The organism is Solimonas fluminis (assembly GCF_002930645.1).
GTDB lineage: Bacteria > Pseudomonadota > Gammaproteobacteria > Nevskiales > Nevskiaceae > Solimonas_A > Solimonas_A fluminis.
Genome location: NZ_PSNW01000004.1, coordinates 63,783 through 76,475, shown reverse-complemented (window position 1 = coordinate 76,475; position 12,693 = coordinate 63,783). Strand labels below are relative to the sequence as shown.

Annotated in this window: 12 protein-coding genes; 7 read left to right on the top strand and 5 right to left on the bottom strand. The window is 67.5% G+C overall.

From position 1 onward, the window contains the following. Positions 1 to 62 precede the first annotated feature (62 nt). The 3 genes from C3942_RS08825 to C3942_RS08815 all read left to right on the top strand — a co-directional run bounded on the left by C3942_RS08825 (position 63) and on the right by C3942_RS08815 (position 5,102). On the top strand, positions 63 to 1,073 hold the full coding sequence (locus C3942_RS08825; protein WP_133164276.1) for an AraC family transcriptional regulator: 1,011 nt from the start codon (positions 63 to 65) through the stop codon (positions 1,071 to 1,073). Positions 1,074 to 1,347: 274 nt separating this feature from the next. Then, positions 1,348 to 2,448 carry an amidohydrolase family protein gene (locus C3942_RS08820; RefSeq protein ID WP_104230021.1) on the top strand — a complete coding sequence of 367 codons (1,101 nt, stop codon included), beginning with the start codon at positions 1,348 to 1,350 and terminating at the stop codon, positions 2,446 to 2,448. A 98-nt stretch (positions 2,449 to 2,546) separates the two neighbouring features. Continuing rightward, on the top strand, positions 2,547 to 5,102 hold the full coding sequence (locus C3942_RS08815; RefSeq protein WP_104230020.1) for a CaiB/BaiF CoA transferase family protein: 2,556 nt from the start codon (positions 2,547 to 2,549) through the stop codon (positions 5,100 to 5,102). 347 nt (positions 5,103 to 5,449) lie between these two features. Here the strand turns inward: C3942_RS08815 and C3942_RS08810 are convergent, their stop codons facing one another. The 5 genes from C3942_RS08810 to C3942_RS08790 all read right to left on the bottom strand — a co-directional run bounded on the left by C3942_RS08810 (position 5,450) and on the right by C3942_RS08790 (position 9,182). Next, the gene (locus tag C3942_RS08810) at positions 5,450 to 6,043 is read right to left on the bottom strand and encodes a TIGR00645 family protein (protein WP_104230019.1); all 594 of its coding nucleotides are present in this window, start codon (positions 6,041 to 6,043) and stop codon (positions 5,450 to 5,452) included. 172 nt (positions 6,044 to 6,215) lie between these two features. Beyond that, complete coding sequence (locus C3942_RS08805) at positions 6,216 to 6,779, bottom strand: NADPH-dependent FMN reductase (RefSeq protein WP_104230018.1); 564 nt, start codon at positions 6,777 to 6,779, stop codon at positions 6,216 to 6,218. A gap of 127 nt (positions 6,780 to 6,906) precedes the next feature. Beyond that, complete coding sequence (locus C3942_RS08800; RefSeq protein WP_104230017.1) at positions 6,907 to 7,284, bottom strand: c-type cytochrome; 378 nt, start codon at positions 7,282 to 7,284, stop codon at positions 6,907 to 6,909. Beyond that, the gene (locus tag C3942_RS08795; protein ID WP_104230016.1) at positions 7,281 to 8,819 is read right to left on the bottom strand and encodes an FAD-dependent oxidoreductase; all 1,539 of its coding nucleotides are present in this window, start codon (positions 8,817 to 8,819) and stop codon (positions 7,281 to 7,283) included. The genes C3942_RS08800 and C3942_RS08795 overlap by 4 nt, the downstream gene beginning before the upstream one ends. A gap of 201 nt (positions 8,820 to 9,020) precedes the next feature. Next, on the bottom strand, positions 9,021 to 9,182 hold the full coding sequence (locus C3942_RS08790) for a rubredoxin (RefSeq protein ID WP_104230015.1): 162 nt from the start codon (positions 9,180 to 9,182) through the stop codon (positions 9,021 to 9,023). Between the two features lie 180 nt (positions 9,183 to 9,362). Here C3942_RS08790 and C3942_RS08785 point away from each other — a divergent pair, with 180 nt between their 5' ends. The 4 genes from C3942_RS08785 to C3942_RS08770 all read left to right on the top strand — a co-directional run bounded on the left by C3942_RS08785 (position 9,363) and on the right by C3942_RS08770 (position 12,602). Continuing rightward, on the top strand, positions 9,363 to 9,875 hold the full coding sequence (locus C3942_RS08785) for a hypothetical protein (RefSeq protein ID WP_104230014.1): 513 nt from the start codon (positions 9,363 to 9,365) through the stop codon (positions 9,873 to 9,875). Beyond that, positions 9,868 to 11,352: an aldehyde dehydrogenase family protein gene (locus C3942_RS08780; protein ID WP_104230013.1), complete on the top strand. Its 1,485-nt coding sequence runs from the start codon at positions 9,868 to 9,870 to the stop codon at positions 11,350 to 11,352. Before C3942_RS08785 ends, C3942_RS08780 begins: the two co-directional genes overlap by 8 nt. 18 nt (positions 11,353 to 11,370) lie before the next feature. Next, positions 11,371 to 11,697, top strand: coding sequence for a 2Fe-2S iron-sulfur cluster-binding protein (locus tag C3942_RS08775; RefSeq protein ID WP_104230012.1), 327 nt, complete (start codon positions 11,371 to 11,373; stop codon positions 11,695 to 11,697). A 158-nt stretch (positions 11,698 to 11,855) separates the two neighbouring features. Then, complete coding sequence (locus tag C3942_RS08770; RefSeq protein ID WP_104230011.1) at positions 11,856 to 12,602, top strand: SDR family oxidoreductase; 747 nt, start codon at positions 11,856 to 11,858, stop codon at positions 12,600 to 12,602. Positions 12,603 to 12,693 lie beyond the last annotated feature (91 nt).

Sequence of the window (12,693 nt, the reverse complement as noted above, 5' to 3'; positions counted from 1 at the left end):
CCGGCAAGCCGTGGTCCATAGGGTCCAGGCGGCGCCGGGGGGCGCCAACCGAGGAGCGACCAGTGGCGACATCCGGCCTTCTCAGCCGTTACGCCCGCGCGATGATCGACAGCGCGGAAGCCCACGGCTACCCGCAGGAAATGATCGGCCAGGCCGTTGCACTGTCGCCGGATGCCCTGCGTGAAACCGCTGGCTTCGACTCCACCACGTTCTGCCGCGTCTCGCGCAACGTGAAGCTGATGATGATGGACGAGTTCTGCGGCCTCACCGCGGACCCCTGCGAGGTCGGCAGCTTCGTGCGCATGTGCGATCGCGCCGTCACCGCCGGCTCGCTGGGCGAGGCCCTGGCGCGCGCCTTCCGCTACTACGAGGGTGTGACCGCCGACATCGGCTTCGACCTGCACGTGCATCCGGACGTCGCCTCGGTGGCGATGAACATCGCCCACCCCGAGCTGGACCGCCACCGCGTGCAGGTGGAATGGTGGTTCCTGATCTGGTCGCGCTTCGCCGGCTGGCTGGTCGGCGAGGAAATCCCGCTGGTGGCCGTCGAGTTCCCGCATCCGGTGTCCGGCCCGCTGGAGGAATACGCCGAGGCCTTCAGCGGCCTCAGCCGCTTCTCGCGGCCCAGCGCCCAGCTGGTGCTGCCGGTGTCCTACCTGGACCGTCCCATCGTGCGCAGCCGCGACGACCTGCGCCGCTTCATCGAACCGCAGAGCATCGACCTGGCGCAGCACGCCGAGGTGCGGCGCTCCCTGCGATCGCTGCTGAAGGAACGCCTGCGCCGGCAACTGCAGGCCGAGGGCGCCCTACCTTCGATCGAGGAGGTCGCGGAGTCCTGGCATGTCAGCAGCCAGACCCTGCGCCGCCGCCTCGACACCCAGTTCACCAGCTACCGCATGCTCAAGGAAGAGGTGCGCCGCGAGGAGGCGGCGCGCCTGCTGCGCGAGGGCCTGCCGGTGGGCGAGGTCTCCCTGCGCGCCGGCTTCTCAGAGCCCAACGGCCTGTCCCGTGCCCTGAAGACCTGGGCCGGCATGAGCCCCAGCCAGTACCGGGCGACAGCGCAGCAGGCCTAGAAGCCCGGCCTCCGCCGCATGCCGTTCCCTGGAGGCAGTGGTCTCCGGGGGCTCCCCGGGCTCTACCTCAAATGTGTCAGGTGCCCCTCGCCGGGCAACGGTAAGTTCGACTCAACAAAAAGCCCGGCTGGCCCGGTAACCATTGATTCGCAAGGTTTTTGCGCGGCGCTTCAAGGTTGTCAGATTTTGCTATGGGCGATTCCGGACCCCCTGCCTAAGCTGGGGCCGTACAGGCTGGCGCCCCGCCGGCCCATGAAAGCTGGAGGAGCGGAACATGGGTGAGTTAGCAACGGAAAAGCTGGTATCGGTCGACTCGCACGTCCATTTCACGGACGACTGGGTCAAGGCGCGCCTGCGCAAGGAACTGCACGCCGTCTGGGACGACGCCAACAAGAAGGCCGAGGAGTACGCGGCCAAGGTGCTGCGCGGCGGCCAGCCGCAGCTGGAACTGGAAGATTTCGTCGATCCGGAAGCCGCCAAGGATCCGGGCCACTTCGAGCCGGCCGCCAAGCTCAAGGCCATGGACCTGGACGGCGTCTACGCCGAGGTCATCTTCCCCGAGCTGGCCGGCGCCAAGATCGCCAACCCCTTCCTGATGGGCAACGACTGGAAGGAAGTGTTCCAGGGCTACAACAACGCCATGGCCGACTTCGCCTCGCACGACCCCGTGCGGCTGATGACGGCTTACCAGCTGCCGCTCTACGACATCGACTTCGCGATCAAGGAAGTCGAGCGCCTGGCGCGCGACAAGAAGGCGCGCTGCGTGCAGCTGACGCCGTTCCCGTCGGACCTCGGCCTGCCGGACTTCTACGACAAGCGCTATGCGCCGCTGTGGTCGCTGATCGAGGAATCGGGGCTGACGATCCTCAACCACCTGGACCTGCACAAGAACCTCTGGGACACCTTCCGCCGCGACCCGACCCCGCAGAAGGGCATCTTCACCGGCCTGGCCTGGGCGCCGCTGGCGGAAACCATCTGCATGTGGATACTCACCGGCACGTTGGAGAAGTACCCCAAGCTGAAGGTGCTGTTCGTGGAGCCGGGCCTGGGCTGGCTGCCGTGGTTCTTCGAGTCGCTGCTCGATCCGCGCATGCACCAGCACTACACCTTCCCCGGCGTGAAGCGTCCGCCCAGCGAGACCTTCCGCCAGCAGTGCGGCGCCACCTTCATGTACGAGCCGCGCGGCCTGACCGAGTGCTACAAGTACTTCGGCCCGGACTGCCTGTACTGGTCCACCGACTTCCCGCATCCGGCCACCTGCTGGCCGAATTCGCGCAAGCAGGTCGTCAGCCAGTTCAAGGAAGCCGGCATTCCGGAAGCCGACCGCATCAAGATCACTTCCGGCAACGCGCTCAAGACCTTCGGCCTGGGCTAGGCGATGAGAGGGCGGGGCGCCGGCCACGGCGTCCCGCCCGTTTTGCGTTTCAAGGTTTCACAGGCAACAACCCGATTTGAGATAGACGAGGAGCGGACATGGCTGGAGTTCTCGAGAAACTGAAAGTGCTGGACCTGACCTGGGGTATCGCCGGCCCGATGGCGACGATGCTGCTGGCGGACAACGGCGCCGAGGTCACCAAGATCGAACCTCCCGGCGGCGATCCCTTCCGCAACCAGCTCGGCTACAAGGTCTGGCAGCGCGGCAAGCGCAGCGCGATCCTCGATCTGAAGAATGCCGAGGACAAGAAGGCCTTCCTGGCGCTGGCGCAGGCCGCCGACGTGCTGGTGGAATCCTTCTCGCCGGGCACCACCGACAAGCTCGGCATCGACTACAAGACCCTCAGCGCGCTGAACCCGCGCCTGGTGTACTGCTCCATCACCGGCTACGGCCGCGGCAACGCGCTGAGCAACCGCCCCGCCTACGACGCGCTGGTGCAGGCCCGCACGGGCCTCATGCACGAGCAGCGCGGCTGGGCGGAAGGCGCGCTCAACCACATGAACGGCCTGCCCGATCCGTATCCGGATCTCGAGATCCCGCAGGACTGGGTGCAGGGCGCCGCCCGCGAGGGCCCGCTGTTCGTGGCCTCGCACTGGCCGAGCCTGGGCGCCTTCTTCAATGCAAGCCTGGGCATCGCCGCCGCGCTGCGCGCCCGCGAGGTCACCGGCAAGGGCCAGTGGGTGGAGACCTCCCTGCTGCAGGGCGCCTTCGCCGGCGCCGCCGGTGTCTGGCAGCGCGCCGAGAAGATCGACGCCCCGGGGTTCGATACCTGGATCCTCGGCAGCCGATCGCCCAAGGGCCACTTCCAGGCCAAGGACGGCAAGTGGCTGCACAACTGGGTGCCGAACCCGCGCTTCATCCTGCAGTCCGCGCAGGGCGACACGCTCAACGCCACCCCTGACCTCACCGTCCAGAACGACCCGGATCGCTTCGGCACCGGCCCCGAGGAAATCCTGGTGATGTCGCACTACCAGCCGCTGCTGGCCGAGGCCGTCGCCAAGTTCCCGGTCAAGGACTGGGTGGATGCCGCCGCCACTGCCGAGATGACGATGCAGCCGGTGCGCAGCATCGAGGAATCGCTGGCCGACCCCGCCTTCCTCGAGGACGGCTGCGTCACCGAAACCCGCGACCCCGAGCTGGGCACGATCCGCACCGTCGGCAACGCCTTCAACATGAGCAAGACCCAGGGCAAGCCCGGCGCCGCCCCGGTCGAGCCGGGCGCCCATACGGCCGAGGTCAAGGCCGAGGCGGCGAAGATCATCGCCGAGGCCAAGGCCGCCACCGCCGCCGCCAATGGCAGGAAGCTCAAGGCCCCGCTGGAAGGCATCACCGTGCTCGACCTGGGCCTGGCCATCGCCGGTCCCTTCGGCACGCAGCTGCTCAGCGACCTCGGCGCCACCGTGATCAAGGTCAACGGCCTGTTCGACCTGTTCTGGCACCGCGTGCACATTGCCTACATGGCCAACCGCGGCAAGAAGTCGATCACGCTGAACCTGAAGGATCCGCGTGCGATGAAGATCCTGCTGGACCTGGTCAAGCAGGCCGACGTCGTGCAGCACAACATGCGCTACGACGCCGCCGAGCGCCTGAAGATCGACTACGAGTCCCTCAAGCAGATCAACCCGAGCCTGATCTACTGCCATACCCGCGGTTTCGAGCGCGGCGCCCGCGCCGGCCTGCCCGGCAACGACCAGACCGGCGCCTGCCTGTCCGGCATCCAGTTCGAGGACGGCGGCATGGGCCGCCCGGGCTACAACGGCGAAGTCGGCCGCCCGCTGTGGAGCTTCACCAGCTTCGGCGACACGGGCAACGGCTTCCTGTCGGCCGTGGCCATCGTCAACGCCCTCTATCACCGCGACCGCACCGGGGAAGGCCAGTTCGTCGATACCTCGATCATCAACGCCGCGCTGCTCAACACCAGCTACGCCGTCGCCACGCCGGAGGGCAAGGGCTTCGACCGCCCGCGCATCGGCGGCGACCAGGTCGGCTATTCCGCCGGCCACCGCCTGTACAACACGAAGGACGGCTGGCTGTGCTTCGTGCTGGTGGAGCAGTCGCACTGGGACGAGCTGTTCGCGGTCATCGGCAAGCCCGAGCTGCTCACCGACCCCCGCTTCGCCAGCTTCGAGGCGCGCGTCCAGAACGACGCCGCGCTGGCGAAGATCATCGGCGACGTGCTGGCGACGGACACCGCCGCCAGCTGGTTCGGCAAGCTCGACAAGGCCGGCGTGCCGGTGGAAGTGGTGGACGCCGAGTTCTCGCGCGGCATCCACGACAACGCCGACTTCCAGAAGAACCAGTGGGTGGTGTCCTACCCGCATCCGGTGGTCGGCAAGCTCGACCAGATCGGCCTGCTGGTGAGCCTGTCCGACACCCCGGGCGTGATCCAGGGCCGTCCGCTGCTGGTGGGCGAGCACACCAAGGAAATCCTCGCCGGCATGGGCTACACCGAGGACCAGGTGAAGACCATGGAGGAGCAGTTCGCCATCGGCTTCGTCGGCATGCCGCGCATGCCCCCGCGTCCTGCGGCCGCCGCGCCGTCGGCACCGAAGCCGGGCATGGCGAGCATGCTGGAAAAAGAGGCCAAGCAGTAAAGCAGCGCGTAGCGTGGATGTGACGGGCCGGTCGCGGACTGACATTGAGTCAGTCCGCGATAAGCCATCACACCCGGCGCTGGAGCGCTGGGGATCCTGGCGCAGCGGGTCTGCGAGTAACCAACCGAGGGTCGCCAACCGTGACCCAAACAAAAGGCCGGGGAAATCCCGGCCTTTTGTTTTGCATCTCCGAACGGTTCGTGGGAACGGAAACAAGAAAGGCCGGAATCTCTCCCGGCCTTTCTTTCTGACGGCGTCTTCAGAGCGCAAGCCTGGCGAGTTTCATCCGCAGGCTCACGAGACGCTAGGACCCCACCTCGCGGGACCCCGCCACGCGGTTCGCTGCTTCAATGCGCCGCACTGCCCGGCTTGGCATGAGCACCCGCCATCAGGCGGTCCGTCCAGGCGATGCCGATGGCCGAGGCGATGAAGGCCATGTGGATGATGGTCTGCCACATCACGCCGGCTTCCGTCACGGTCGTGCAGCGCACGCCGGCCGCGGCGGTGGCACAGGGCGGCAAGGCGCCCAGCGAGCCGGCCTCGATGAAGGTCTTCAGCAGGTGGATCGAGGAGATGCCGATGATGGCCATCGCCAGCTTCACCTTCAGCACGGAGGCATTGACGTGGCTCAGCCATTCCGGCTGGTCCGGATGGCCCTGCAGGTGCAGGCGCGAGACGAAGGTCTCGTAGCCCCCGACGATCACCATCACCAGCAGGTTGGAGATCATCACCACGTCGATCAGCGCCAGCACGATCAGCATGACCTGCTGTTCGTTGAGTTCCAGCGCACCGTGGGTCAGGTGCCAGAGTTCCTTGCAGAACAGGATGACGTAGACGCCCTGCGCGATGATCAGGCCCAGGTACAGCGGCAGCTGCAGCCAGCGCGAGGAGAAGATCAGGGAGGGCAGGGGGGACAGCGGCTTGTTCGGATTCGGGGACATGGGGAATGGTCGGGAGCCAGGGAGGCGCGCCGGATTCTAGCAGGCCCTCCCCGGGGTTCGCGCAACGGTCATTTTTTATTCATACACGGAAAAAACCCGCATCTGGCGGGGCTGGCGCCAACCGTCCACAGCGTTGTCCACAGGTCCTGTGGATATCTGCGGCCGGGTTTTCCTACGCCGCCTGCTGCAGCGGTCGGCGGTTCCGTGCATCCCGCAAGCTTCCCGCCCACCACTGCAGCCGCGCCAGCAGCTTGTCCATGCGGCGGACCGCCCGTTCCGGTGACCGCAGATCGCCAGCGGCGCTGAACTGCTCCCAAATTTCCGTGAAGCTGAGCGTCTCGCGCAGCGTCACGGCATCCAGTTCCACGAACACCTGGCGCAACTGCTCCACCGCGCGCAGTCCGCCGGAAGCGCCGCCGTAGGACACGAAGGCCACCGGCTTGGCCTGCCAGGGTTCGTAGCTGGCGTCGAGCAGTTCCTTCAGGGGCGCCGGATAGCCGTGGTTGTACTCGGGCGTCACCACGAGGAAGGCGTCGGCCAGCGCGATGCGCGGTCCCACGTCGGTCTCGTCCAGGCGGCCATCGGCGTCGCGCCGCAGCCGTGCCGGGTCGATCACCTCGATCTCGAATGCCGGGTGCCGGCGGACCTGGGCCATCGCCCAGTTCGCCACCGTGTCGCAGAGCCGCCCCGGCCGCGTGCTGCCGTAGATCAGTCCCAGCCGGAATTTCTCGTCCATCGCCGCCATCCTCCGTAGTGGTTACGTGACGGCGATCCTAAGACCTCAAGTCAAGTTGAGGTCAAATCCAAATGCGTCATGCCGGCCTTGGCCGGCGCGACGATTCCTTGCGCGACCTGGAGAAGGCCTAATCCTTGAACTGCTTCAGGTACTCGATGATGTCGGCACGCTGCTGCGGCGTGGTCTGGAATACCACCATCGTGCTGCCGGGCAGGAACTTGCCCATGTTCGCCAGCCAGAAGTCCAGAAGCTCCGGCGTCCAGTCGAAGCCGGCCTTCTTCATCTCCTCCGAGTAGTAGGCATAGCTCGCCACCGAGCCGGCCTTGCGGCCGAAGATGCCGTAGAGGTTCGGGCCGTTGTGGTCGCCATAGGTCTTCTCGGGGTAGTGGCAGGTGCGGCACTGGCCGAAGGCCAGGCGACCGCGTTCGGCGTCACCCTTCGGCGTCTCGGCGGCGGCGCCCAGCGACAGCGCCAGCAGGGCGGAGGCAACGATCGCGTGCTTCATGCTTTCCTCCCGGCGGCATGGCGGCCGGCGCGGCGGCCGAAGAACGTGCCGTCGCCGATCGACACGCCGCTGCCGATGTAGGGTGCCACCGGCAGGCCGGCGGAGGTCCGGCCGCTGGCGTAGAGGCCCGGGATGGGGTCGCCCCAGGCATTGATCACCTGGGCGTCGGTGTTGGTCTGCAGGCCGCCGAAGGTGTGCACCGGCATGAAGGTATTCTTCAGGCCCACGTCATAGGCCACGAACGGCGCCTGCTTCAGGGGTGCGAGGTACTTTTCCGCCTTGTGCAGCAGCGGATCGCGCCGGTCCTTCGCATGGCGGTTGTAGTACTCCACGGTCTGCTGCAGCGAGCCCTCGGGCAGCTTCAGCCTGCCCTCCAGTTCGGCGATGGTCGCGCCTTCCGCCGCCACGTTGAAGCGGAAGTCCTTCCAGGCGAAGGCATGAGGCTTGTCGACGATCATGTACGCCTGCCCGTCGTCGAGCTTGAAGGCGATCTCATGGCCCACCAGGCCGTAGTAGCCGTCCTCGGGCACGAAGCGCTGGCCGCGCGAGTTGACCAGGATGCCGTTGAGGATCGTCTCCGGCGGATACATCGGCAGGATCACGAAGCCATGGTGCATGCGCTGTACCGCGCCGCCCACCGCCATCCCCATCAGGATGCCCTGGCCCAGGTCGCCGGCGCGGCCCCAGGGCACGGAGCAGCGCGCCAGTTCGGGCGCGAACCGTTCCAGCATCGGGCGGTTGTGGATGAAGCCGCCGGCCGCCAGCACCACGCCGCGCGTCGCGCGGATGTGGATGCTCCTGCCGTTCTCGTCGGTGGCGCTGACGCCGGCGACGCTGCCGTCGCTCTCCAGGATCAGGCGCTCGGCGGAACAGCGCAGCCTGAGCTGCGCGCCGGCATCCAGCGCCGCCCGGGTCAGCGCCTTCATCAGGTCGCGGCCGCCGATCAGATGCGGCGAGGGCGGCACATGGCCGCGCGGCGCGGGGCGGGCCTGCTCGCGGTAGGGGTGCACCAGCTCGCTGCCGCAGTAGTACAGCGAGCCGTCGGGGATCGAGATCTCCTTCTCCTCGGAGAACTTCCGGGCATAGTGGACGCCGTTGGCCACCAGCCAGTCGAAGTGCGCGACGCTGCCCTCGCAGTAGAGCTGGATCTTCTTTTCGTCGGCGTAGAGGCCGCTGGCCGCCATCATGTAGCGGTACATGTCCTCCACGGTATCGGTGAAGCCCAGCGCCTTCTGCAGGGCCGTGCCGCCGCCCAGGTAGCAGACCCCGCCCGAGAGGCTGGAAGAGCCGCCCGGGACATGGAACTTCTCCAGCACCATCGCCTGGATGCCGCTGCGGCGCGCCTCCAGGGCCGCGGAGATGCCGCCGGCGCCGGAGCCCATCACCAGCAGGTCCGTGGTCGCGTCCCAGCGGCGCACATCCCTGCGCGGCTTGGGCGCGGCGGCTTCGGCACCGAAGGCCGCCGCGCCGGCGGCGGCCATGCCGAGCTGCTTCAGGAAACCGCGGCGGCCTGTGCCGCCCGTCTTCTCGCTCATGTTCTCCTCCCGCTTTTGCCCTTCTCCCTCCGGGACAAGGTGGCGCGTTGGCGCCGGATGAAGGGCTCACGATCAATGAGCACATCTGCTCCGCCGGGCAGCGCCCCTCACATTCGGCAACTGCTCCTGCGTTGCCCTACCTCGGGCATCCATGCCCTCGCCAGCCCCTCTCCCGACGGGAGCGGGGAGCGACAGCTTTCGCTAGCCGATCTTCTCGAAGGTGTCCTTCGTCGCGCCGCAATCCGGGCAGGTCCAGTCGTCCGGGATGTCCTCGAAGCGCGTGCCGGGCGCGATGCCGTGGTCCGGGTCGCCCTTCTCTTCGTCGTACACCATGCCGCAAATCGTGCATTCCCACTTCGCCATGCCGTTCTCCCGGGCTTTTCATGCGATGGCGCGATATTGGGGAAAACACCGTTCGGCGGGTATCGCCCATTCGGCGTATTGGCGGCCCGGGAACCCTCCGATAGTCTGCATAAACATTTCGACAGCAATGTTTATGCGGCCCGGCCACGACCGGCCCGCGAACCGGAGGAGACAGGGCCCATGTCGCGTGTGCTGGACCGTGTGCTGATCGGGCTGTTCGCCTTTGCCGCCTTCACGGCGCTGGTCTACATGCCGCTGTTCCTGCTCGGCTGCGGCTGGGAAGGGCTGGCGCAGGGCCCGCAGGGCGAGTGTTCCAGGAGCGCCGTGGGCCGCGCCTGGCTGGGCTACGCGCAGGTGGAGCCGATCTACGCGGAGGCGCCGCTGTGGCTGCGCCTGCTCAACGAGCTCGATACCTGGTTCTTCGGCTGGTTCTACCTGCTGTCGCTGGCGGTGTTCCTGCGCCGCCGCCAGGACGGCGCACGCTATCGATCCCTGGCCACCTTCATGTCCGGGATGATGGCCTACGCGATGTTCTTCTACCTGACCCAGGCGACGCTGAGCTGGCCCGAGAGCGGCGCGAAGCTGGGCCAGGTCTACGCCTACAACGGCCTGTGGCTGCTGCTGTTCACGCTGCTGCTGGCCCGCCTTTACTTGTTCCGGCCCCGGCCGGCCTTGGAGACCGCACATGGGTAGTTCCGCAAACGACGCCGGCATCGGCGAACCGCGCCTCTTGATCGACGGCAGGCTGGTGGAGGCCAGGAGCGGCAAGCGCTATGCCAACCTCAATCCCGCCACCGGCGAGGTGATCGGCCACGTCGCCGACGCCGGACTGGACGACGCGGAGCTGGCCATCGCCGCCGCGCGCCGTGCCTTCGACACCACCGACTGGTCCACCAACCGCGAGCGGCGCCGCAAATGCCTCGCGCAGCTGCGCGATGGCCTGCGCGCCGAAGCCGAGTCGCTGCGCGCCCAGGCGGTGGCCGAGGTCGGAGCGCCGATGGCCATCACCGCGAACGGCCCGCAGGGCGACGGGCCCATCGGCATCCTCGACTACGTCATCGACCTCATCGACCGCTACGACTGGGAGCAGGAACTGCCGGTCACCAACACCATGGGCGTGCCGAGCAAGCGCCTGGTGTGGAAGGAAGCGGGCGGCGTCGTGGCCGCGATCTCGCCCTGGAACTTCCCCTTCCAGATCAACATGGCCAAGGTCGCTCCCGCCCTGGCCGCCGGCTGCACCGTGGTGCTGAAGTCCCCGCCCGACACGCCCTGGACGGCGACGATCATCGGCAAGGTGGTGGCGGAGAAGACCGACATCCCGCCGGGCGTCTTCAACGTGCTGACCTCCTCCGATCCTGCCGCCATCGGCGAGAAGCTGGTGGCCGATCCGCGCGTGGACATCGTCTCCTTCACCGGCTCCACGCAGACTGGCCGGCGCATCATGGCCAGCGCCGCCGGCACCCTCAAGCGTGTCTTCCTGGAACTGGGCGGCAAGTCCGCCAACATCATCCTCGACGACGCCGATTTCAGCACCGCGCTGCTGTCGGGCCTGGCGGTCTGCTACCACGCCGGCCAGGGCTGTGCGATCACCACCCGCATCCTGCTACCGGAGTCGCGCTACGAGGAAGGCGTGCAGACGCTGAAGGCGATGTTCGGCTACGTGCAGCCGGGCGACCAGTTCCGCGAGCAGCAGATCATGGGGCCGCTGATCAGCGCCCGGCAGCAGCAGCGCGTGCTGGACTACATCGAGACCGGCAAGCGCGAGGGCGCGCGCCTGGTCTGCGGCGGCGGCAAGCCGGCGGGCCTGGATCAGGGCTTCTTCGTGGAGCCTACGCTGTTCGCGGATGTCACCAACGACATGCGCATCGCCCAGGAGGAGATCTTCGGCCCCGTGCTGGTCGCGATCCCGTACAAGGACGACGCCGACGCCGCGCGCATCGCCAACGATTCCATCTACGGCCTGTCGGGCTCGATCTACTCCGCCGACCCGCAGCGCGCGCTGCGCCTGGCGCGCCAGATCCGCACCGGCACCCTGAACATCAACGGCGCCAACTTCTTCGCCCCGGATTCGCCCTTCGGCGGCTACAAGCAGAGCGGCATCGGCCGCGAGATGGGCGTGCAGGGCTTCGAGGAATACCTCGAGACCAAGACCGTCGCGATTCCCGCCTGATTTCCACGAGAGACGAACATGGTTGCAGTCACCTACATCGAGCACAACGGCACCGAGCACAAGGTGGACGTGGACGCCCACATGAACCTGATGGAGGGTGCCACGCTGAACATGGTGCCCGGCGTCATCGGCATGTGCGGCGGCATCTGCTCCTGCTCCACCTGCCACTGCTACATCCCGCCGGAGTGGCAAGGCAGGATTCCCGAGGCCGCGGCCGGCGAACTGGGCACGCTGGAGTCGGTCACGCACCGCAAGGCCAACAGCCGCCTCGGTTGCCAGATCACGGTGACGGAGGAGATGCAGGGGCTGGTGGTGCACCTGCCGGCGGACCAGGGAGGGAGTTGAGTTGCCCACACCCGGAAGACCGTTCGCCCTGCCGGAAGCAGGGGCCTCCAGGCGAGCCTGTCGAAGGGTGAACGGTCCGTTACCTGCGGCCGTTCCCACTTCGACAAGCCCAGTACGGACGGCCGCTGCAAGGATTGGCTTTCACTGAGGGATCAAGCATGAGCACTTTCAAGAACAAGGTCGCCATCATCACCGGCGCCGGCCAGGGCATCGGCGAGGGCTACGCGAAGCATCTCGCCGCTCTCGGCTGCAGGGTCGTGGTGGCCGACATCAACGCCGTCCAGGGCCAGCGCGTGGTGGACGAGATCGCCAAGGCCGGCGGCACGGCCCTCTTCGCCTCGGTGGACGTCTCCAGCGAGGCTTCCGCCGCTGCGCTGGTCAAGGACGTGGCGCAGCGCTGGGGCGAGATCCACTACCTGGTCAACAACGCCGCGATGTTCGGCAACCTGGACTTCAACCCGCTGATGACGGTGGACCTGGCGTACCTCAACAAGGTCATCTCCGTGAACATGCTCGGTGCCGTGGTCATGACCCGCGCGGTGGCTCCGCACATGCCCAAGGGCGGCGTCATCGTCAACCAGTCCTCCACCGCGGCCTGGATGCACTACGACTACTACTCCTTCACCAAGCTGGCCATCAACGGCATCACCTGCGTGCTGGCCCGCGAGCTGGGCCCGCGAGGCATCCGCGTCAACGGCATCGCCCCCGGTCCCACCGACACCGCGGCGCTGCGCGCCAAGGTGCCGGAGGAGTACCTGCAGGGCATGGTGGCGCAGATGCCCCTGGGCCGGCTCGGCACGCCGGAGGACCTGGCCAAGGCCCTGGCCTACCTGCTGTCGGACGACGCCAGCTGGGTTACCGGCGTGATCCTCAACGTGGACGGCGGCTCGCTGATGCGGGCCTGAGACAAGCCGGCCTCGCGGTCCATTCGCGCCCGGCCCCGATCGGATCGAAGGGTCGAGGCGCGGGAGGAGGCCCGCCGGCGGCGGGAATCGC

Excerpts from the sequence above, each read along its gene's own strand:
- C3942_RS08820 (WP_104230021.1), top strand. The coding sequence starts at position 1,348 with ATGGGTGAGTTAGCAACGGAAAAGCTGGTATCGGTCGACTCGCACGTC.
- C3942_RS08815 (WP_104230020.1), top strand. The coding sequence starts at position 2,547 with ATGGCTGGAGTTCTCGAGAAACTGAAAGTGCTGGACCTGACCTGGGGT.
- C3942_RS08810 (WP_104230019.1), bottom strand. The coding sequence starts at position 6,043 with ATGTCCCCGAATCCGAACAAGCCGCTGTCCCCCCTGCCCTCCCTGATC.
- C3942_RS08805 (WP_104230018.1), bottom strand. The coding sequence starts at position 6,779 with ATGGACGAGAAATTCCGGCTGGGACTGATCTACGGCAGCACGCGGCCG.
- C3942_RS08800 (WP_104230017.1), bottom strand. The coding sequence starts at position 7,284 with ATGAAGCACGCGATCGTTGCCTCCGCCCTGCTGGCGCTGTCGCTGGGC.
- C3942_RS08795 (WP_104230016.1), bottom strand. The coding sequence starts at position 8,819 with ATGAGCGAGAAGACGGGCGGCACAGGCCGCCGCGGTTTCCTGAAGCAG.
- C3942_RS08790 (WP_104230015.1), bottom strand. The coding sequence starts at position 9,182 with ATGGCGAAGTGGGAATGCACGATTTGCGGCATGGTGTACGACGAAGAG.
- C3942_RS08785 (WP_104230014.1), top strand. The coding sequence starts at position 9,363 with ATGTCGCGTGTGCTGGACCGTGTGCTGATCGGGCTGTTCGCCTTTGCC.
- C3942_RS08780 (WP_104230013.1), top strand. The coding sequence starts at position 9,868 with ATGGGTAGTTCCGCAAACGACGCCGGCATCGGCGAACCGCGCCTCTTG.
- C3942_RS08775 (WP_104230012.1), top strand. The coding sequence starts at position 11,371 with ATGGTTGCAGTCACCTACATCGAGCACAACGGCACCGAGCACAAGGTG.
- C3942_RS08770 (WP_104230011.1), top strand. The coding sequence starts at position 11,856 with ATGAGCACTTTCAAGAACAAGGTCGCCATCATCACCGGCGCCGGCCAG.